The following is a 21,286-nucleotide window of genomic DNA, read 5'->3' as shown; positions in this document are numbered from 1 at the left end:
ACCTTTCCCGAAGTCGGAGGGGCCGCGGAGATCACCGCTGGACAGCAGGCTATCCGAGCCTGTTGTCCGTACCGCGCGGCCCCTGGTGCACGGCCTCGGCGTTGAGGGTCGGCTGCCAGTCGAAGATGTAGCCGCTCTCCATGGAGCCGATGATCACCTCGGCGCCCGCCTTCGCACCCGCCTTGGTGAGCTCCTCCTCGACCCCGAGCCGTTCGAGACGGTCGGCCAGGTAACCGACGGCCTCGTCGTTGGTGAAGTCGGTCTGGCGGATCCACCGCTCCGGCTTCGCCCCGGTGACCTGGAAGGTGTTGTCGTCGACCCGGCGCACCGTGAAACCCGTGTCGCCGAGCTGCTTGGGCTTGATGACCAGGCGGGTCGGCTCGACCACCGGCGCGGCCTTCCGCGCGGCGTCGACCATCTCGCCCATCGCGTAGGTCAGCTCCTTGAGGCCCTCGTGGGTGGCCGCGGAGATCGTGAAGACCCGCATGCCCCGCTCCTCAAGCATCGGCCTGACGATGTCGGCCAACTCGCGGGCGTCGGGGACGTCGGCCTTGTTGAGCACGGCCAGACGTGGCCGGTCCTCCAGCTTGCCGTACGCCCTCAGCTCCGCCTCGATCGCCTCGTAGTCGCTGATCGGGTCGCGGTCCGGCTCCATGGTCGCGCAGTCGATCACGTGCACGAGGGTGTTGCAGCGTTCGACGTGCCGCAGGAACTCGTGCCCCAGCCCCTTGCCCTCGGACGCCCCCGGGATCAGGCCGGGCACGTCGGCCACGGTGAAGATCGTGTCGCCCGCGGTGACCACGCCGAGGTTGGGGATCAGCGTGGTGAACGGGTAGTCGGCGATCTTGGGTCGGGCCGCGGAGAGGGCGGCGATGAGCGAGGACTTGCCCGCGCTGGGGAAGCCGACGAGGGCGACGTCGGCGACGCTCTTCATCTCCAGCATCACGTCGAGCTCGTCGCCGGCCTCGCCGAGCAGCGCGAAACCGGGGGCCTTGCGCTTGGTCGAGGCCAGGGCGGCGTTGCCGAGCCCGCCGTGGCCGCCCTCGGCGATCACGTAGCGGGTGCCGGCGCCGATCATGTCGACCAGGACCTCGCCGGTCGTCGCGTTCCTGACGACGGTGCCGTCGGGGACGGGCAGCACGACGTCGTCGCCGTTCGCCCCGTCACGGTTGGACCCCTGGCCCTGCTTGCCGTTGGCCGCCTTGCGGTGCGGGCGGCGGTGGTAGTCCAGCAGCGTCGCGGTGTTGGCGTCGACCTCAAGGATCACGTCGCCGCCGCGGCCTCCGTTGCCTCCGTCGGGGCCGCCGAGCGGCTTGAACTTCTCCCGATGGACAGAGGCGCAGCCATGTCCCCCGTCACCGGCCTTGATGTGCAGGACCACTTGGTCCACAAAGTCCGGCATGCCTGCTCCCTACCCCCATATGCGGAAATACCCGTTTTAAAACGCGAACAGGGGTGGACCGCCTATGCGATCCACCCCTGCCGTTGACGTCTGTCGGTGCGGATCTACTCCGCGACCGGGACGATGCTCACTGCGCGGCGACCGCGCTTGACGCCGAACTTCACGTGACCCGCGGCCAGCGCGAACAGCGTGTCGTCGCCACCACGGCCGACGTTGTCGCCGGGGTGGAAGTGGGTGCCACGCTGGCGAACGATGATCTCACCGGCGTTGACCAGCTGGCCGCCGAAGCGCTTCACACCGAGCCGCTGGGCGTTGGAGTCACGGCCGTTCCGAGTGGACGACGCGCCCTTCTTGTGTGCCATCTCGCAAAACTCCCGAAACTCAGGCCTGGTTGATGCCGGTGATCTTCACCTGCGTGTAACGCTGGCGGTGACCCTGGCGCTTCTTGTAGCCGGACTTGTTCTTGTACTTGAGAATCCGGATCTTCGGACCCTTGGTCTCGCCGAGGATCTCGGCGGCGACGGTGAACTTGCCCGCCTCGGTGGTCACATCGCCATCGTTGACGACGAGCACCGTCGGCAGCGAAACCGTGGAACCGACCTCGCCGGCGACCTTGTCCACCTCAAGGACGTCACCGACGGAGACCTTCTGCTGCCTGCCGCCGCAACGAACGATCGCGTACACCGCGGAACCCTTCTTCTGACTGTTTGCTCGCTGGATGCTGCGCCCCGCATCCGGCCGTGGGCATTGATTGTGACCGACGAACCAGGTAGGCGCGCGAACAGGGCACGCCATGAGCGCACCGGTTCACCAGGGTACCGGATTACCGGTCTCCTGGTCGAACCGGGCGGAACGTCGGTAGGCCGGGCCAGGCCCGTCCCTCGTGGAAATCCTGTGGAACGGGTCTAGTCGGCCGTCTTGGCCTTACGGGAGCGTCGCCGCCCCCGGCCCGAAGCCTGTACGGCTTGCGCGTCCTCACCTCGGACGTCATCAAGCGCATCGGTCACCGTATCACGGCCGGACACCTCGCTGGCCGCGACGGCGTGGCCGTCCTTGACGAGCTTCTCCGCGACGGCCTTCTCCACGGCCATCTTGCCCTGGGTGCCACGCGGCTCGGGCTTGCTCTCCACCGGCTCGGTCGAGACGTGCAGGCCACGGCCGTTGCAGCACTCACAGACGGTCGAGAAGGCCTCGAGCAGCCCCTGCCCGACCCGCTTACGGGTCATCTGGACCAGGCCGAGCGAGGTGACCTCCGCCACCTGGTGCTTGGTCCGGTCGCGGGCCAGGCACTCAAGCAGGCGCCGCAGCACCAGGTCCCGGTTGTTCTCCAGCACCATGTCGATGAAGTCGATGACGATGATGCCGCCGATGTCCCGCAGCCTGAGCTGACGGACGATCTCCTCGGCCGCCTCCAGGTTGTTGCGGGTGACGGTCTCCTCAAGGTTGCCGCCCTGGCCGGTGAACTTGCCGGTGTTGACGTCGACGACCGTCATGGCCTCGGTCCTGTCGATCACCAGCGAGCCACCGCTGGGCAGCCAGACCTTGCGCTCCATCGCCTTGGCGATCTGCTCGTCGATCCGGTAGGCCGCGAAGACGTCGCCCTGCTCCTGCCACCTGACGAGCCGGTCGGCCAGGTGCGGCGCCACGTAGTGGACGTACTCGTCGACCGTCTCCCACACGTCGTCACCCGCGACGACCAGTGAGGTGAAGTCCTCGTTGAACACGTCGCGGACCACCCGGACCGTCAGGTCGGGCTCGGACGACAGCAACTCGGGCGCGCTGGCCGACTTGGCCTTGCGCTGGATGTTCTCCCACTGGGCCGACAGCCTGGCCACGTCGCGGCCGAGCTCCTCCTCGGAGGCCCCCTCGGCGGCGGTGCGGACGATGACGCCCGCGTTCTCCGGCATCACCTTCTTCAGGATGCCCTTGAGCCGGGTGCGCTCCTTGTCGGGGAGCTTGCGGCTGATACCGGTCATCGAGCCGTCGGGCACGTAGACCAGGTAACGGCCGGGAAGGCTGATCTGTGAGGTGAGTCGCGCGCCCTTGTGCCCGATGGGGTCCTTGGTGACCTGCACCAGCACCGACTGGCCCGACTTCAGCGCCACCTCGATCCGCTTCGGCTGGCCCTCAAGGCCCACGGTGTCGAAGTTGACCTCACCGGCGTAGAGCACCGCGTTACGGCCCTTGCCGATGTCGACGAAGGCCGCCTCCATGCTGGGCAGGACGTTCTGCACCTTGCCGAGGTAGACGTTGCCCACGTAGGACTGGCTCGCCTCACGGTTGACATAGTGCTCGACCAGCACGCCGTCCTCAAGGACCGCGATCTGGGTACGGCCACCGGTGCGGCGCACGACCATGACGCGCTCGACCGACTCCCTGCGGGCCAGGAACTCCGACTCGGTGATGATCGGCGGACGCCGCCTGCCGAGTTCCCTGCCCTCCCTGCGGCGCTGCTTCTTGGCCTCCAGGCGGGTCGAGCCGCGCACGCTCTGCACCTCGTCGGCGGAGGTGCTGCGACCGGCCCTGGGCGCGCGGATGCGCACGACCGTGTTCGGCGGGTCGTCGTTGAGCTCACCCGCGTCGTCGGCGCCCCTGCGGCGGCGACGGCGGCGACGGCGGGAGGTGCCGCCGCTGTCCTGCTCCTCCTCCTGGACGGCCTCTGCGGAGGTCTCCTCCTCCTGCGGCTGCCGCTGCTCGGAGTCGTCCTCGTCGGCCTCGTCGAGCTCACGCGTCTTGCCCCGGCCGCGGCCGCCCCTGCGGCGGCGACGGCGACGGCTGCCCTCGAACTCGTCCCCCTCCGAGTCGTCGTCCTCGGGCTCCTCGGCGCCCTCCGCCTCATCCTCCACGGCCTCGGGCTCAGGCTGCGGCGGCTCGGGCGGCTGCGGCGCGGCGGGGCGGGCGGGCGGTTCCGCACGGTAGGGGTCGGGCGCCTGGAACAGCGGCTGGAACACCGCGGCGGGCGCCTGGAAGGTGACGGTGGGAACCTCGAAACGTTCCTGTGCGGCCAGGCCGAACGGGTCGGCGAACAGACCGGGGCGCTCCTCGGCGACGTCCTCGCCGGCGGGCTCGTCGTCCAGCGGCTCGTCGGCGGGCATCGCGAGCAGGAGCCCCTCGGCGACCTCCTCGGCCTCCTCAGCCGGAACCGACTCGGCGACCGGCTCGGGGAGCGTCTCCTCCTGGACGGCCTTCTTCCGCGTACGGCTGCGCCTGGCGGGCGCGGGGGCCTCCTGCGCCGGTTCCTGGGCGCTCTCCTCAGCCGCGGCGACCGGCTCCGCCGTCTCCTCGGCCGTCTTCTTCGTACGGCTCCGCCGCGTGGTCGTACCCGTCGCCGCGGTCGTCCTTCGTCTGGTGGCGCGCTTGGGCGCCTCCTCCTGAGCCGGCTCGGGCGCCGTCACCTCAGGCGCCGCCGTGGCGACCGGCTCCCCTACGGGCTCGGGCTCCGGTTCGGGTCTGGTGACCACGACCACCGGCGGGGCGGTCTCCGGCTCCTCCGGCGGAGGGCCCGCCGGCCTGCTCGCGGCCCGCCTGCGCGGTGCCTGCTTCGGCTGTTCCTCTGTGTCCCCGCCAGGGCCTGTGGCCCCGGTTCCGGGCTCGTTGTCGAGCATGCGGGCGTTCTCCCGTCAGCTCCCGGGCGCGTCTCCGCGCCGCGCGGGAGCTCTCGTCTCTCGCTGTACGCCGGGCCCGCGGGTCCGGCGCCAAGTCCTATAGGTCGCCGCCGACGTGCCCGCCCACCGGTTCCGTTTCGCCGCCGCGCGTGGTGTCGCGGTCCAGGCCGAAGGGATCGGCGGGCTCACCGGTCATCACGTCGAGCGGTCCCTGCGCCAGCCTGGTCACCTCGGGGGGCACCGGCGGCGCGAAGCCAGCCACAAGACGCAGTCCGGTAAGAACGTCGTCGGGTCGAACGGCAGGAGTAGCGTGCCGTACAACCATGCGAAGTATGACACATGGCTGACTGGACCCCTGACCTGCTGTTGTCCCAATTCCCTCAGTTGCCTCACGGGTCTCAAGACCCAGCACCGCCTCCCGGGCGTCGAAGCGGCGCAGCCCCTTCTTCGTCAGGCGCTCGACCTCGACGCGCTCGGCGGCCTTGAACTCCTCGACCGCGACGGCCGCGAGGGCGGCATCCGCCTGCGGCAGCCGTACCTCCCACGCGGAGCATTCGAGCCGGTCGGACAGGTTCTCCCCGGCCGCCTCGACGACCGCCAGCACGTCGAGGCCCGGCGGGAGCGAGTCGTCCAGGGCGGCGCGCAGCCGGTCGGGGTCGCATCGCCGGGTCACGGCGATCTCAAGGTATTCGGCCTCGCTCGCGACTCCGGTCGGCGCGGCGGCGCCCACGTAGGAGATCCTGGGGTGGGGTGAGAAGCCCGCGCTGAACGCCACCGGCACGTCGGCGCGGCGGACGGCACGTTCCACCGCCCGGGAGATGTCACGGTGACTGGTGAAGCGCAGACGGCCGCGCTTGGCGTATCGGACGCGTAGACGCTGCGCGACCGGCGCGGGCGCCGGCCCATCGGGAACGGGTTTCAGAGTGGTTTCGTCCTTCCCAAGTCGTGATGGTCGCCTTTGTCAGCGGGCCGTGCTCACGCACGGCCTATCTCAGACAACCGTCAGTGGCAGCAGCTTCTTCCCCGTGGGCCCGATCTGGATCTCGGTGCCCATGGTCGGGCACACGCCGCAGTCGTAACACGGGCTCCAGCGGCAGTCCTCGACCTCGACGTCGTTGACGGCGTCCTGCCAGTCCTGCCAGAGCCATTCGCGGTCGAGGCCCGCGTCGAGGTGGTCCCAGGGGAGCACCTCGTTCTCCTCGCGCTCCCGCGTGGTGTACCAGTCGACGTCGATGCCGACCTTGGTGGCGGCGTCCATCCAGCGCTGGTAGGAGAAGTGCTCGCTCCAGCCGTCGAACCGGCCGCCGTCCTGCCACACCGCGCGGATGACCTCACCGACCCTGCGGTCGCCCCGGGACAGCAGCCCCTCGACGATCGAGGGTTTGCCGTCGTGGTAGCGCATGCCGATGGCGCGGCCGTACTCCTTGTCGCCGCGCAGGGCGTCCTTCAACGCCTTGAGCCTGTGGTCGACCACCTCGTGGGAGGCCTGGGCCGCCCACTGGAAGGGGGTGTGCGGCTTGGGCACGAACCCGCCGATGGAGACCGTGCAGCGCACGTCACGCGACCCGGTGGCCTCGCGACCGGCCTTGATGACCTTTCTGGCCAGGTCGGCGATGCCCAGGACGTCGATGTCCTCCTCGGTCGGCAGGCCGCACATGAAGTAGAGCTTCACCTGCCGCCAGCCCTGGCTGTAGGCCGTGGTGACGGTCCTGATCAGGTCTTCCTCGGTGACCATCTTGTTGATCACCTTGCGCATCCGCTCCGATCCCCCCTCGGGGGCGAACGTCAGGCCGGAACGGCGGCCGTTGCGGGAGAACTCGTTGGCCAGGTCGATGTTGAAGGCGTCGACCCGGGTCGAGGGCAGCGACAGCGAGGTGTTGGTGCCCTCGTAGCGGTCGGCCAGTCCCTTGGCGACCTCGCCGATCTCGGAGTGGTCGGCCGACGACAGTGAGAGCAGGCCGACCTCGTTGAAGCCCGAGGCCTTGATCCCGGCCTCGACCATGTCGCCGATCGTGGTGATCGAACGCTCCCTGACCGGGCGGGTGATCATCCCTGCCTGGCAGAAGCGGCAGCCGCGTGTGCAGCCGCGGAAGATCTCGACGCTGAACCGCTCGTGCACGGTCTCGGCCAGCGGGACCAGCGGCTTCTTCGGATAGGGCCACTCGTCGAGGTCCATGACCGTGTGCTTGTGAATGCGCCAGGGCACGCCCGAGCGGTTCGGCGCCACCCGCTGGATCCTGCCGTCGGGGTGGTATTCGACGTCGTAGAAGCGGGGCACGTAGACCCCGCCGGACTCGGCCAGGCGCATGAGCAGCTCGTCGCGCCCGCCGGGCGAGCCCTCGGCCTTCCACTCGCGGATCACCTCGGTGATCGCGATGGCGACCTGCTCGCCGTCCCCGAGCACCGCGGCGTCGATGAAGTCGGCGATCGGCTCGGGGTTGAAGGCCGCGTGACCTCCGGCGAGGACGATCGGGTCGTCCTCGCCCCGGTCGGCGGCGTCGAGCGGGATGCCGGCGAGGTCGAGCGCGGTGAGCATGTTGGTGTAGCCGAGCTCGGTGGAGAAGGAGATCCCGAACACGTCGAACGCCCGCACGGGGCGGTGCGCGTCGACGGTGAACTGGGGAACCCCCTCGGCCCGCATGAGCGCCTCCAGGTCGGGCCAGACCGCGTAGGTCCGCTCGGCCAGGGTCTCCGGCATCTCGTTGAGGATCTCGTAGAGGATCTGCACGCCTTGGTTGGGCAGGCCCACCTCGTAGGCGTCCGGATACATCAGAGCCCAGCGGACCGTCGCCTCGTCCCAGCTTTTGACGGTCGAGTTGAGCTCACCTCCGACGTACTGGATCGGCTTCTGCACCCTGGGCAGGAGCGCTTCCAGGCGGGGAAACAACGACTCGACAGGCATAGGCCAAGACTATCCGCCTAGAAAGGGTGCCACTGGCGATCGTCGCCCGCCCTCAGCGAGTCGAGGCGGTGCCGAAGCTCGGCGAAGGCGGTCTCGTCGCGGTGCGCGTTGCGCAGCACGGCGGTGAGGGTCTGCAGTTCGCGCATGTCGCGCAGCACCGGATACCCCTCCCACCTGGTCGCGTCGTAGCCGTAGGCCTGGCTGAAATTGCTCCGCTGGCGCTCGGTCAGCCCGAAGCGCACGCCCGCGAGCGTGGGAATCAGGTCGATCTCCCTCGGCCCGGCGCACACCCCGTCCCAGTCGCACAGCAGGAACCCGTCACGGGTGCGGATCATGTTCCCCCGGTGGGCGTCCCCGTGCACCAGCCCGTACGGCAGCGCGAACTCAAGCCGCTCGTAGTAGGTCTCGGCCAGCGCCTCGCAACGTTCCAGGAGCCAGGCACGGTCGGCCTCCCCGAGGGCGAGACCGGCCAGGATCGACCTGCGCACGGTGCCGAACGGGTCGTGGGTCGGCAGTTCGAACGGCACCGGCGGAAGGTCGTGCAGCCGCCGCAGCAGCGGCCCGAGCTGAGCCGGGTCCGGCGGGGGGCCGATGTGCTCCTCGTGGTGCCAGAAGGTGGCCAGGAACCCCTCGGCGACGATCGGCTGCTTGATCTCAAGCGGCCTGATCGTGGGGAAGCCCTGTTCGACCAGCCAGCGCGTGACCTTCACCGAGGTCACCAGGCGGTCGAACTTCCCGGGGGTGTTCGCCTGCGCCAGCCGTACGACGACGCGCTCGGCTGGCAGGTGGTAGACGGTGTTGGCGAAGTCACGCAGCAGCGTGACCCCGTCCGCGTCCAGATCGGCCTTCCGGCATGCCTCGTTGAGTGCCATGGCTGCCCTGGTGAGGAGCGAGCCCTCCGCGGCAATCGTCATCGTCCACTCCTGTCTGAAATGGCGTGGCGGGCCCGCTGGGGCAGACCCACCGCGCAGAAACTCTCGATCTGCCTGGCCAGCTGCTGCCCGCCGGGCCGGGATGCCAGCAGCTCACGACCTGTGCTGAGGGTCGCGCCCAGGCTGCTGATGCGTCTGTCCGGCGCGAGCGCGAGAATCGGCTCCATCGCCTGTTCGGCTCCCGCGGCGTCGCCCTCCATGATGTGGGCGACCGTCAGGTGCGCGCTGGCCATGGACTCACATCCGTATGAGCGGTTCTCCGGCTCCCCCGCGGCGTACAGCGCCAGCGACTCGCGGGCCGCCTCGATGGCCGAGGCGGGCTCGTCGAGGTGCAGGTGGGTGACCGCCGCGTAGTAGCGCTCCTTGGCCGGGCGGAAGGCGAACTCCCCGCCGATCTCGTCGTGCAGCTCGTCGGAGCCCGCCGCCCTGGCGTCCTCAGCCCTGCGCAGCTGGTCGGCGGCCTCTCTCCTGCGGCCGAGCATGGCGTAGGAGCGGGCGCACAGCATGTGCAGGCGGGCCGCGCCCGACCCCGCACGCAGGTAGCTCAGGCCCTCCTCGGCGTATCTGGCGGCGTCGCCGTAGCGTCTGTCCCACAGCGCGACGGAGGACTGCATGCCACGCGCCCAGCCCATGAGCGCGATGTGCCCGGCCACCTTGCCGTAGGTCCACGCGGCCCGGGCGAGGGTGTCGGCGGGGATACGGCGGTCCATGTCCATGCTGACGTTGGCCATCAGCCCGCACAGCGCGCCGGTGAGGAAGTACAGCTCCCTGGCCTGCCCGGGGTGGATGCGCTTGTCCAGCGCCTTCCTGGTGCGCTCCTGCAACTCGCGCATCTCGACGAACAGCGGCAGCGGCGCCTCGGCGACGTAGCGCTTGCCGACCCAGATGACCTGTGTCCGCAGCCGTTCCAGCGCACCCGTGCCCAACTCGCTCGCCTCCGCCTCCTCCGCGTGCGCACCGGCCTCGTCGGCCGCGACCGTGATCATGTCGAAGGCGGGCGGCGCCGACGGCACGGCCCGAAGCCCCTCAGGTGTGTAGTCGTTGGCGAAGCCGAGCTGGACGGGGCCGGTCTCGAAGAGCCTGCACAGCAGATCGGTGTAGTCACGGTCGGGTCGCGCGCCCGCCTCCCACTCCCGCCACGAACGCTCGGTCAGGCCTCGTCGCTTGATGCCCTCCCTGTCGCACAGGGCGTGGAAGTGCTCTATGGCCTCCTCGACGGTCCACCCGTGGGCGAGCCTGCGGCATTTGAACAGGCTCTGCTGCGGGCAGCAGCTGTGGATCTCCTCGACCATCTGCTGTATGACGGCCGCGGACGGCGGTCCCGGCAGAGCGGCGAGCGTACGGTTGCGGATGATGGTGGCGCAGGCGAGGGCGGCACGGTCTCCGCCCCTCGAACTCTGGGTCATAGGCTTTTTCGGCCCTTTCCCGATGGGGTCGCCCCCACGCTAGTGGTCTGACCGACATCGGGTGGACCTGAGAGCATTTCGCCGGTTAAGGGGAGTTTCTCCCTCATGAACCGTTACCGCCGAAGGGAACCACCGTCCCACCGTTGCGCAGCTGAGCCTGGAACAGCTGCCCGCACAGGCTGCTCGGAGTTTCGGCGAACCATACCGCAGGTGGGTTCCCGGCCGAAACAGCGGCCCAGCGACCCTTGCTGAACACGATCCGATAATCGGGGAACGCGGTACGTAGCAGTTCCAGTGCCCGTTGCCGCTCGGCGAGCTCCGATGTCACGGCCCCTCCGTCATCGCGAGTTCCGTCATCGTTCCCAGAATGTTCGCTTGACGCACGGAAATCCAGTGAGAATCCAGGGGTGCGAACATGCGGACGGCTCTCATGTTCGCCGATTCAGAATGGTTGCTCGCGAATGTGGATGGCCTGGAGCAAGCCTATGGCGATCATATTGGCGAAGGTCGCAGTACCACCATACGAGACAAACGGCAGAGGAAGACCTGTAATCGGCATGATTCCAATCGTCATCCCGATGTTGACGAAGGCCTGGAAGGCGAGCCAGCAGACGATCACCCCCGCCACCAGCGTCCCGAACCGGTCGTCGCACAACCGCGCGATCCTCATGCCGCGCAGCAGGATCACCCCGATCAACGCCACCACGGCGACCGACCCGAGGAAGCCGGACTCCTCCCCGGCGACGGTGAAGATGAAGTCGGTGTGCTGCTCCGGCACGAACCGCCCCGTCGTCTGACCCCCCTCGAACAGCCCCTTGCCGAAGAGCCCCCCCGACCCGATCGCGATGAGCGACTGGGTGCTGTTGTAGCCGACTCCCCGCGGATCGCTCGCGGGGTTCAGAAAAGCGGTGAACCGCGCGATCTGGTACGGCTCAAGCACGTCGAGCAACCAGACGGCCACCACCCCGCAGACCACGAGCAACGCCAGCCCGAGAATCCACCGCTTCCTGACGCCCCCGATCACCAGCGCCCCGGCCGTGATCACCCCGAGGACCATCGTGGTGCCCAGATCCGGCTGGAGCATCACCAGCCCCATGGTGAACCCCGCGACCCCGAGCGAGAGCCCGATGTCCAGCGTGCGGGGCCTGTCGGTGCCCCTGACCGGTCTGGCCAGCAGCATGGCGAGCATCAGCACCAGCCCGAGCTTGGCGAACTCCGAGGGCTGGAAGGCGAACCCACCCCCCAGCATGATCCACGAGTGGGCGCCGTTCACCGTCGAGCCGAGCGGCGTGATCACCAGCACCAGGCCGACCAGGCTCATGACGTAGACCAGCGGCGCGTAGACCCGCAGCGACCTGTGGTTGACCATCACCGCCACGCTGGTCAGCGCGATCCCGATGGCCACGTTGAGAATGTGCTTCTTGACGAGGCCGGTCGAGCCGGGCGCCCAGGTCCTGGTCGACGACCAGACCAGCAACGTCCCGATCACCGTCAGCGCGGCGACCGCGACCAGCAGCACCCCGTCCATCCTGCGCACCGCGGAGGAGGCCGCGACCGCCCTGCGTGTGAGGGAACCACCGGCCGGCACGGCCATCGTGCGGTTCATCGGGCCACGGTCCCGTCCCGCTCGATCATCGGCAACCTGGTCGCGGGCCGGTGGTCGGGCAGCGCCGCGCGCACCGGCTTCCCCTTGCCCTGACCGTCCTGCGGCGCGATGCCGTAGATGCCCTCGTAGATCTTCCGCGCGGCCGGAGCCGCGGTCTGACCTCCCATCCCGCCCTGGGAGACCATCACGACGATCACGAAACGCGGTTTCTGCGCCGGGGCGAACGAGGCGAACCAGGAGGTGTCGTTCTTGCCGTACACCTCGGCGGTCCCTGTCTTGCCGCCGACCCTGACCTTGTCCATGGGGAACCCGCCGAAGGCGCCGGCGGCCGTGCCGTCCGAGGCGACCTCGCTGAGCGCCCCCCTGATGTAGGACCGTTCGGCCTGGGAGAGCGGCAGCTTGCCGACGACCGGGACCTTGATCTCCTTGACCATGGTGCCGTCCGGCCGTACCAGCGCCCAGCCGATACGGGGACTGCGTAGCTTGCCGTCACCGACGAGCGCCGAGTAGGCCGCGGCGAGCTGCAACGGAGTCACCAGCACGTCACCCTGCCCGATGGAGAAGTTGGCCGCGTCTCCGGGCCGCCACTGGTAGCCCTCCAGGCAGTTCTCGTACGCCAGCTGTTTGAGGAAGGCCGCCCGCGACGGACTTGACCTGGCGACCTCCGGATATCCGCTCTTGGCCCGCCTGCAGTTCTCCGTCTTGGTCGCGTCCCACAGCTGCTTCTTCCACTCGCGGTCGGGGATGCGCCCCGCCGACTCCCCCGGCAGGTCGATCCCCGTCGGCCTGCCGAATCCGAAGGCCCGCGCCATCACCGCCATCGGTTCCTTCGTCTTGCCCCTGGGCCGCAGCCCCCCGTCACGCAACCACTGCTCGTACGCCGCCCGGTAGAAGATCGTGTCGCAGGACTTCACCAGCGCCGTGTGCAGGGTCAGGGTGCCCATCCCGATGCCGTGGAAGTTGTTGAACGGTCTGCTGCCGACCATGAAGGACCCCGGGCAGTCATAGTGCCCGTGCAGCGGATACCCGTCCCTGAGCATCGCGGAGACCGAGGAGATCTTGAACGTCGAGCCCGGCGCGAACTCCCCCTTGATCGCCCTGGACACCAGTGGCCTGCCCGCCTTGCCGGACAGCAGCCGCTGGTACTCGGGCTCCGAGATGCCTCCCGTCCACACCGCCGGGTTGTAGGTCGGCGCGCTGGCCAGCGCGACCACCCTGCCGGTCCGCACGTCGAGCACGACCCCCGCCGCTCCGTCCGCGGACGGCGCCGACTTCATCGCCTCCGCCAGCGCCTTCTCCGTCACCGCCTGCACCCTGGCGTCGATGCTGGTGATGAGCGTGTCACCCGGAGTCGGCTGCACCTGCCGCTCCACCCCGATCACCTTGCCGAGCCGGTCGACCTGCACCCGTCTCAGCCCGGGAACCCCTCGGAGCTCCTTGTCGTAGACCGCCTCAAGACCGTCACGGCCCACCAGGTCGACCCCGGAGAAGACCGCCTTGAACCCGTCGCGCCTCTCCATCTCCTCCTGTGTGATCGGCTGCAGGTAGCCGAGCACCTGCGCCCCCGCCGAGTTGCCGGGATACTCCCTGACCGCCTGCACCTCGGCGGTCACCCCGGGGAACTCCTCCTGCCGCTCCAGGATCTGCAGCGCCTCACGCGTCGTGACGTCGTCGTCGATCGGAATCGGCTGGTACGGCGAGCCCGGCCAGCACGGCCTGGTGACCCCCGGCCCGCACGCCCTGATCCGCATGCGCAGCTCCGACGGCTTACGGTCGAGCACCGCCGCCAGACGCTGCAGCACCTCCCTGCCGTTGCCCTCCATGCGGTTGAGGCTCGTACGGTCGACGGAGACCACGAGCCTGGTCCGGTTGCGTACCAGCGGGCGCCCCGCCGAGTCGAGGATCTGCCCACGCACCGCGGGTACGACCACGTCACGGGTCCGCGTCTCGGTCGCCGCCTCGACGAACTCGGCCCCGCGCACCACCTGCACCTGCCACAGCCGTACGGCGAGCAACGCCAGCAGCGAGGCCACCAGGACCTGGATCACGACCAGCCTGGTCCGTGTCCTGATCATGCCCGCCTCCCGCGGGCCGGGACCGGCGTCCCGCCCCAGCCTCGCCGTCCGCTCATCTACGTCCCCGAACCAGATGCGTGACCGGCCGCAACTCCCGCTCGCGCGGCCCCTTGACGATCCTCATCACCAACCACACCGTCGGAGGCGCCGCCAGCAGGTTGTAGCCGATCGCCCAGGGCAGCGGAGAGGCCAGCACGTCCCCGCCCGCACCGGGCTCCCCGAGCAGCACGCTGACCACCGCGACGGCGGGCGGCCCCGCCGCGGCGCAGGCCAGCGCGACCGGCAGCCTCGCGTCGGGACGGCTCTCCCCCGCCCTGCCCGCGGCGAACCCGATCAGGCACAGCACCAGCGCGTACTGCCCGAGCACATGGGCGGCAGGCGGCAGCACGTCACCGGCGAACCCTGCGCCGAACCCCATCACCGCCCCCGCGGCCGCGCCACGGACCAGGGCGTACCCCACGACGGTGAGCAGCACCAGGTCGGGCGCGGCCCCGCCGGGCAGCGGAATCCGGTTCACGAACGTCACCTGAACGACAAGGGCCAGCAGAAGCACCGCGACGGCCCCCAGGTCACGGCTCACCCTCCGCCTCCTCACGCGGCCCGTCCCCACGCGGGGCCTTTCCCCGTGGCACAGCCGGCAGCACGGTGTCCCGTGGGGCACGCTGGGGCGCCTGCACCACCACCCCGACCACGTCCAGCGCCGTCAGATCGGCGTACGGCCGCGCGTAGGCCACCCTGGTCAGCTCCCCCGGAGTCGCCACCACACGCTCGACCACCCCGATCGGCACCCCCGCCACGTACGGCGCGCCCCGCTGGGAGCCGAAGCTCACGATGCGGCGTCCCGGCACGATCTGCGCCGAGGAGTCGAGCAGACGGAACCGGAGCAGACGACCGTTCTGCCCGATCCCGTGCACCAGCCCGATCTCGTTGCTCCCCTCAAGGCGCGCCCCCGCCGCGGAGGCCGGGTCACTGAGCAGCACCACCGTCGAGGTCGAGGTGCCCACCTGCACCACCCTGCCGACCAGGCCGTCGCCGTTCAGCACGGTCATCTCGGAGCGCACCCCATCGGTGCTGCCCACGTCGAGCTGTACGGCCTCCTCGAAGCCGGGCGTGCCACGCCGGGCGATCACCTGGGCGGGCACCAGCCGGTATCCGGCGGCCCCCGCGACACCGAGCAGGCGGCTCAGCTCCTGTGCGTGCCCACGATCCAGCGCCTGCGCCGTCAGGTCCCGTCTGAGCCGCTGGTTCTCCGCGCGCAGCACGTCGATGCGGCGCTGCGCGTCCGGAGCGGCCGCCATCGTCTCGAAGAAGTGCCCGACCGGCCGGACCAGCCCCGCCCCGAAGTTCTCCGCGGCGCCGAACAGCTCGGCGCCAACTCCTCTGAGCGGGCTGAGCGGGGAGTTCGCCCCCGCCCGGTGGTCGACGGTCATGAGCACCAGCGCCGCGGCCAGCAGCACTCCCAGACTCATCCGTGCCCGGCGCGTGTCCCTCATCAGTGTCGCGGTTCCGACACCAGGACCTGCTGCAGCGCCTCGAAGTCCTCGACGCACTTACCCGAACCGAGCGCGACGGAGTCCAGCGCGTTGTCCACCAGGTGAATCGGCATGCCCGTCTCGTCCTTGAGCCGCTCGTCCATGCCCTTGAGCAGCGCGCCGCCCCCGGTGAGCGCGATCCCACGGTCCATCAGGTCTCCGGAGAGCTCCGGCGGGCACTTGTCCAGCGTCGTCTTGACCGCGTCGACGATCACGTTCACCGGTTCCTCGGTGGCCTTGCGGATCTCGGCCGCGGAGACGACGACCGTCTTGGGCAGGCCGGTGACCAGATCACGGCCCCGGATCTCGGCGTGCCCCTCTTCGGGAAGCGCGCAGGCGGAGCCGATGGCCATCTTGATCTCCTCGGCGGTCCGCTCACCGAGCATCAGCGAGTACTCCTTCTTGGCGAAGGTGATGATCGCCTGATCCAGCTCGTCACCGCCGATCCTGATCGACTGGCTGGTCACGACCCCGCCCATCGAGATGATCGCCACCTCGGTCGTCCCGCCGCCGATGTCGACCACCATGTTGCCCGTGGGCTCGTGCACCGGAAGCCCGGCCCCGATCGCGGCGGCCATCGGCTCCTCGATGATGTAGACCCCCCGGGCCCCCGCCTGGTAGCCGGCCTCCTTGACCGCCCGCTGCTCGACCCCGGTGATCCCGCTCGGCACCGCGATGATGATGCGCGGCTTGGCGAACTGACGGCGCCGGTGCACCCGCTGGATGAAGTAACGGAGCATGCGCTCGGTGACGTCGAAGTCGGCGATCACACCGTCCTTGAGGGGGCGGATCGCCATGATGTTCCCCGGTGTCCTGCCGATCATGCGCTTGGCCTCGATGCCGATGGCCACGATCTTTCCCGTGGTCGTGTTTATCGCGACGACGGAGGGTTCGTTGAGAACCACACCGCGGCCCCGCACGTAGACGAGCGTGTTGGCGGTGCCGAGATCGACCGCCATGTCGCGGCCGAGAAATGCAAGCTTGCTGCTCATGAGGAAGGCGGCCTCCTTCCGTCAGGTCGTCGGCGAAAACTACAGAACGCACTCGAATCGTAACGTGACGTACCCACCACTGAGCGCAATGAGCCCACCAGATCCGGGAAAATCTTAGAGCGTCTCAAACACGCGGAGCCCCGTCACCCTCCCAGGCGACGGGGCTCCGCGAAGCCGGAGACCTAGAAACGGTCCGGGAAGAAGAGCTTGATCTCGCGGGCGGCGGACTCGGGAGAGTCGGAGCCGTGCACGACGTTCTCACCGATCTCCAGGGCGTGGTCACCACGGATCGTGCCGGGAGCCGACTTCACCGGGTCGGTCAGACCCGCCAGGGCACGGAAGGCCTCGACCGCGCGAGGACCCTCGGCGACCAGCGCGACCAGCGGGCCGGAGGTGATGAACTCGACCAGCTCGCCGAAGAACGGCCGCTCCGAGTGCTCGGCGTAGTGGGCCTTGGCGGTGTCGACGTCCAGGGTGCGCAGCTCAAGCGCCGCGACCTTCAGGCCCTTGCGCTCGATCCGGGCGATCACGTCACCGATGAGACCACGCGCGACACCGTCGGGCTTGATCAGGACAAGAGTGCGCTCGGACACTGAGGTTCTCCTTTGAACGGGGATGACTCGCGGACTGCGAGGAACGCGCGAAGTTTATCGCCCTCGGCCCGGTTCCCCGTGGTCGGCGACGTCATGGGCGGTCCACCCCGTCTCCCAGCGCCCCCTCGGGGGACGGAGTCGGCGGCGGCACGACCGGCAACGTCCCCGGCTCGGGTGCGCCCGCCGCTCCCGGATCTCGCCCGGGACCGGTCTCGGGAACGGCCCCGTCGGGCCCCTCCTCCTCGGCCTCGTCGGCGGATCGGTCATCGCCCGTGGACCCCACCGGAGATGGGGCCGAGTCGACCGGCGGCGCGGGCGCCGGGACCGAAACGCTCCTCTCGTTCCCCACCACCCCCTCCTGCGACGCCTCGTCTTCGACGGCCCCGGCACGGACCACGACCGTACGGCGGGCCAGCGCGGCGCCGAGCACGATCGTGGCGACCACCAGACCGCCACCGACGAGCGCCCACAGATGCAGCGCCCCGACGAACGCGTCCACCATCGCCTGCGGGGTCTCCGCCTGCCGCAGCATGGTGAGCTGGACGCCGGTCCCCAGCAGGAAGCCGGACAGGATCCCCGGCAGGAACAGCGAGAGAGCGAACAGCGCCACTCCCACTCCCGAAGGACGCAGCACCGCTGTCAGGGCCACGGCGGCACCCGCCGTGAGCAGTGCGAAGGGAAACAGGAGCGCGAGCCCCTCCGCGGTGGGCAGCAACGCCCTGACCGCGCACAGCCCGGCGACCAGGACGGCCAGGCCACCCGCGGCGCACAGCGGTGCGGTGGACTCTCCGAGTCTGCTCACCGCGACGGCCGCGGCCAGTCCGAGGATCCCGGCGACCAGGAACGCCGGCCACAGCCCGCTGAGCCCGGGACCACTCAACCCACCCAGCTCGACATTGGTGACCTGCGCCGCGGTCGGCAGGACGACGACGCCGACCACCAGCATCGTGTAGGCGGGAGCCCTGCCCGCCCCTTCCCCGAACCCGCTCGCCGAAGCCAGGAGGAAAAGCCCGATGATCGACAGCACCGCGACGAGAACGAGCAGGCCCGGCGGCCAGTCGAACGTCGTGCCCAGGGCCAGTGTCGCCACCGCCGCGGCCGACCCCGCCGCGACCGGCAGGCGACCGCCCCGCATGACCTCGGGACTCGCGGAACCTTCACCGCTCCTTATCCAGAACACGAGGTAGACGGCGGCCAGCACCAACGCCACTCCGGTCAGCATGGGGTACGGCTGGAGCGCGACCCTCCAGGACCTGACCTCGTTGAGCGGCCACAGGGCCAATGCCTGCGCGGCCGTGAGGCTCACCGCCAGCATGCCCGCCCAGAGGGCACGCAGGACGGCGGAGCGTTCCCAGACCGTCACAAGACTGGCGGGCAGCAACAGCCCGGCTCCGACACCGTGCAGAGCCCGCAGCACCCCGACCAGGGACGCCGACCCGGCGTAGCCCCCGGCCGCGTCCGCGAGCGCCAGCAACGCCAGTCCGGCGACCAGGACCGGCACCGCCCTGACCCGGCGTAAGAACAGTGCGGCGAGCGGCACGGTCAGCACCATCGCGGGTAGGGCGAGCCCGTGTGCCCTGACCATCTCGATCTGGGAGACGTCAGGCGGCAGCAGTGCCGCGACCACCGAGATCGTGTTGGGAACGGCGACGATCGCCAGGGGAAGGGTCACCGCGACGAGCAGCCCTAGGATGACGTCGAGCATCAGCGAGGCACGGAGAGGACGCGCCAGGTCAGCGGACCCGGCGGCCACCCCCCGGGCCGGCTGCATGGGAGGGACGGCCATGTTGGCCGACTTTAGCGGGAAGTCACGCCCTCGACACGGCGAGCGACGAATATCGCCGTGATCCACAGTGCGGCGAAGATCGCCCCAAGGAAGAACATGGTCGGAACGAGAAAACCCGCGGCTATGGCCAGAACCTGGATCACGCTTCCCACGATGTAGGCGAAGGGGTGTTTCAACAGACCCACCACCAGGACGCAGAGGACGGCCAGACCCAGCCCGACCGTCACCGCGAAAGCGGGCTCGACCCCCTGGGTGTTGATCGCCACCGGCGTGAAAAGGCCGACGACGATCGCCTCCATGCCCAGCACACTGGCACAGAGCCGCCGCATACCCGGCGTGACGGTGAACATGCCCCGCCTCTCGCTCACGTGGCCTCCTCCGCCTTCAGCAGCAACCGCGCGTCTCCGGCCGTGACCACGGAGCCGGTGATCAACACACCGGCACCGGCGAACTCTCCCTCCTCGTCGGCCAGGCCGATCCCCATGTCGATCGCCTCGTCGAGTCGTTCGGCCAGACGAACCCGGTCGGCTCCGAAGATCTCTCCGGCCAGCGCCGCGAGCCTGTCCGGCTCCATGGACCTCGGCGAGGAGTTCCTTGTCACCACGATCTCGTCCATCATGGGCTCCATCAGCTCGAGAATGCCCTGGACGTCCTTGTCCGCGAACATGGCCACCACACCGATGAGCTTGCCGAAGCCGAAGGACTCGTGGACGGCCTCCAGGGTCGCCTGCACCCCGCCCGGGTTGTGCGCGGCGTCCACGAGCACCGTCGGGCCCCGCCGTACGACCTCCAGCCTTCCGGGTGAGGTGACGTTCAGGAAGGCCTGTCGTACCAGCTCGATGCCGAGGGGTTCCTCCCCTCCTGTCAGCGCCTCGACGGCGGCCAGCGCGCAGGCGGCGTTGCCCGCCTGGTGCGCGCCGTACAGGGGGAGGAGAACCTCCTCGTAGACCCCTTTGAGCCCCTTGAGGCGGAGCAGCTGCCCGCCGACCGCCAGCTCCCTGCCGAGCACGCCGAACTCCAGCCCCTCCCTGGCCACCGTCGCCCCGGCCTCCACGGCCCTGCGCACCAGCACCTCCGCAGCGGGAAGCTGCTGCTGAGCGAGTACGGCGGTCGCCCCCGGCTTGATGATCCCGGCCTTCTCCCCGGCGATCGTCGCGACGTCCGGGCCGAGATAGTCGACGTGGTCCAGGGAGATCGGAGTGATGACGGCGACCGTACCGTCGGCGACATTGGTCGCGTCAAAGCTGCCGCCCATACCCGTCTCGATGACCGCCACGTCCACGGGAGCATCGGCGAAGGCCGCGAAGGCCATCGCGGTGAGCGTCTCGAAGAAGGAAAGCCTGCGTCCCTGAGCGTCGATCATCTTGAGGTAGGGCTCGATGTCCAGATAGATCTCGGTGAAACGCTCCTCGCTCAGCGGGAGGCCGTCGATCGAGATGCGCTCACGCATGGACACCAGGTGCGGACTGGTGAAGCGACCGACACGCAGATTGCGCTCACGCAGAAGCGTCTCGATCATGCGCGTCGTGCTCGACTTACCGTTGGTGCCGGCGACATGCACGATCGGATAGGCGTCTTGAGGGGAACCGAGCACATCCATGAGCGCGGCGATCCTGTCGAGAGTGGGCTCGAAGTTCCACTCGACGCCACGTTCCATGATTGCTTGTTCGACCGCTCGATATTCCACGCCTCAAGCCTACTGACCCACAAGCCGCTCTTCCCCCTGCCCCACGCCCTGTGCGCCCCTTCACAACGCCTTCAGAGAAGGTAGGGCTCGCTCCCGACACGATGCCGGGACCGTGGGGACCGTCGGACACCGGCCGCCGGAGGAGCGGCCCTTCGGCCTTCTCCGGCCCCCGACCCGGGACCTCACCGTCCACAACCAGGGCCGTCCACGACCAGGGCGAACAGGATCAACCTGATCGCCCCGTGGACCCCCGCCGGCAGACAACACCTTCCCCGAGACCGCTGCCGGAGGCTGCTGCTGAACCAGAAAAGAAACAGCCCCGACGGCGAAGCCACCCCGCACCAGAGAAAGGGGCAGCCTCGCCACCCCTCACATCACCTTTCCAGGCCGGGCACAAACAAAAAAGGGGCAGCCGCCAGCCACCCCCAACCCCCAAACGCGCCCCAGGCACCCCGCCTGGAACGCAACCCACCCACCACAACACCCTGGAAGACCGGATGAAGCCGACCGAACGAGCGGAGCGGTAACCATCCTGTCCAGCGAACCCCACGCCCTCCCGCCCCGCTCCTGAAACAAAAAAGGGGCAGCTACCGCCGCCCCTCAAACACCCACACGCACCCAAAGCCAGGCATACACAAAAAAGGAGGGCAGCTCCCGCCACCCCCCACGCCCCGCCTGGAACACAACCCCACCACACCAAAAACCCCAGGGAACCCAGAACCAACCCCGCGGGGAACCCCACACAAAAAAGGGGCGGCCTTCGCCACC

The 21,286-nt window shown here is 69.4% G+C and carries 18 protein-coding genes; all 18 read right to left on the bottom strand.

All coding sequences use genetic code 11. From position 1 onward, the window contains the following. Window positions 1–49 precede the first annotated feature (49 nt). Window positions 50–1,402 carry a GTPase ObgE gene (obgE, locus tag ABZ470_RS40425; RefSeq protein ID WP_352016349.1) on the bottom strand — a complete coding sequence of 451 codons (1,353 nt, stop codon included), beginning with the start codon at window positions 1,400–1,402 and terminating at the stop codon, window positions 50–52. 104 nt (window positions 1,403–1,506) lie between these two features. Beyond that, complete coding sequence (gene rpmA, locus ABZ470_RS40420; RefSeq protein ID WP_352016350.1) at window positions 1,507–1,764, bottom strand: 50S ribosomal protein L27; 258 nt, start codon at window positions 1,762–1,764, stop codon at window positions 1,507–1,509. Between the two features lie 19 nt (window positions 1,765–1,783). Further along, window positions 1,784–2,086: a 50S ribosomal protein L21 gene (rplU, locus tag ABZ470_RS40415; protein WP_352016351.1), complete on the bottom strand. Its 303-nt coding sequence runs from the start codon at window positions 2,084–2,086 to the stop codon at window positions 1,784–1,786. 221 nt (window positions 2,087–2,307) lie between these two features. Then, window positions 2,308–5,007, bottom strand: a complete 2,700-nt coding sequence (locus ABZ470_RS40410; protein ID WP_362918400.1) for an Rne/Rng family ribonuclease — start codon at window positions 5,005–5,007, stop codon at window positions 2,308–2,310. 97 nt (window positions 5,008–5,104) lie between these two features. Continuing rightward, window positions 5,105–5,929 carry a TIGR03936 family radical SAM-associated protein gene (locus ABZ470_RS40405; protein WP_352016364.1) on the bottom strand — a complete coding sequence of 275 codons (825 nt, stop codon included), beginning with the start codon at window positions 5,927–5,929 and terminating at the stop codon, window positions 5,105–5,107. A gap of 69 nt (window positions 5,930–5,998) precedes the next feature. Then, window positions 5,999–7,909: a TIGR03960 family B12-binding radical SAM protein gene (locus ABZ470_RS40400; protein WP_352016353.1), complete on the bottom strand. Its 1,911-nt coding sequence runs from the start codon at window positions 7,907–7,909 to the stop codon at window positions 5,999–6,001. A 17-nt stretch (window positions 7,910–7,926) separates the two neighbouring features. Further along, the gene (locus tag ABZ470_RS40395) at window positions 7,927–8,823 is read right to left on the bottom strand and encodes an aminoglycoside phosphotransferase family protein (RefSeq protein WP_352016354.1); all 897 of its coding nucleotides are present in this window, start codon (window positions 8,821–8,823) and stop codon (window positions 7,927–7,929) included. Next, window positions 8,820–10,247 (bottom strand): hypothetical protein, encoded by a 1,428-nt coding sequence (locus ABZ470_RS40390; protein ID WP_352016355.1) that lies wholly within the window; start codon window positions 10,245–10,247, stop codon window positions 8,820–8,822. Before ABZ470_RS40390 ends, ABZ470_RS40395 begins: the two co-directional genes overlap by 4 nt. 103 nt (window positions 10,248–10,350) lie before the next feature. Further along, a complete protein-coding gene (locus tag ABZ470_RS40385) occupies window positions 10,351–10,575 on the bottom strand; it encodes a hypothetical protein (RefSeq protein ID WP_184715420.1) in 225 nt (74 codons plus the stop codon). A 114-nt stretch (window positions 10,576–10,689) separates the two neighbouring features. Next, complete coding sequence (rodA, locus tag ABZ470_RS40380; protein ID WP_362918398.1) at window positions 10,690–11,853, bottom strand: rod shape-determining protein RodA; 1,164 nt, start codon at window positions 11,851–11,853, stop codon at window positions 10,690–10,692. Beyond that, on the bottom strand, window positions 11,850–13,928 hold the full coding sequence (mrdA, locus tag ABZ470_RS40375; protein WP_352016357.1) for a penicillin-binding protein 2: 2,079 nt from the start codon (window positions 13,926–13,928) through the stop codon (window positions 11,850–11,852). The genes rodA and mrdA overlap by 4 nt, the downstream gene beginning before the upstream one ends. Window positions 13,929–13,980: 52 nt before the next feature. After that, a complete protein-coding gene (gene mreD / locus ABZ470_RS40370) occupies window positions 13,981–14,508 on the bottom strand; it encodes a rod shape-determining protein MreD (protein ID WP_352016358.1) in 528 nt (175 codons plus the stop codon). Beyond that, window positions 14,498–15,421, bottom strand: a complete 924-nt coding sequence (gene mreC, locus ABZ470_RS40365; RefSeq protein WP_362918396.1) for a rod shape-determining protein MreC — start codon at window positions 15,419–15,421, stop codon at window positions 14,498–14,500. The genes mreD and mreC overlap by 11 nt, the downstream gene beginning before the upstream one ends. Further along, entirely contained in the window at window positions 15,421–16,452 is a 1,032-nt protein-coding gene (locus ABZ470_RS40360) for a rod shape-determining protein (RefSeq protein WP_352016360.1), read from the bottom strand. The genes mreC and ABZ470_RS40360 overlap by 1 nt, the downstream gene beginning before the upstream one ends. Window positions 16,453–16,634: 182 nt before the next feature. Then, window positions 16,635–17,045 carry a nucleoside-diphosphate kinase gene (gene ndk / locus ABZ470_RS40355; RefSeq protein WP_352016361.1) on the bottom strand — a complete coding sequence of 137 codons (411 nt, stop codon included), beginning with the start codon at window positions 17,043–17,045 and terminating at the stop codon, window positions 16,635–16,637. 91 nt (window positions 17,046–17,136) lie between these two features. Continuing rightward, window positions 17,137–18,831: a hypothetical protein gene (locus ABZ470_RS40350; RefSeq protein WP_362918393.1), complete on the bottom strand. Its 1,695-nt coding sequence runs from the start codon at window positions 18,829–18,831 to the stop codon at window positions 17,137–17,139. Between the two features lie 11 nt (window positions 18,832–18,842). Next, the gene (locus ABZ470_RS40345; RefSeq protein ID WP_352016363.1) at window positions 18,843–19,199 is read right to left on the bottom strand and encodes a DUF4233 domain-containing protein; all 357 of its coding nucleotides are present in this window, start codon (window positions 19,197–19,199) and stop codon (window positions 18,843–18,845) included. Next, window positions 19,196–20,488, bottom strand: a complete 1,293-nt coding sequence (locus ABZ470_RS40340; protein WP_362918441.1) for a folylpolyglutamate synthase/dihydrofolate synthase family protein — start codon at window positions 20,486–20,488, stop codon at window positions 19,196–19,198. Before ABZ470_RS40340 ends, ABZ470_RS40345 begins: the two co-directional genes overlap by 4 nt. Window positions 20,489–21,286 lie beyond the last annotated feature (798 nt).

Source organism: Streptosporangium sp. NPDC020072 (assembly GCF_040631445.1).
Classification (GTDB): domain Bacteria; phylum Actinomycetota; class Actinomycetes; order Streptosporangiales; family Streptosporangiaceae; genus Streptosporangium.
This window is presented reverse-complemented; position numbering and strand designations above follow the sequence as displayed.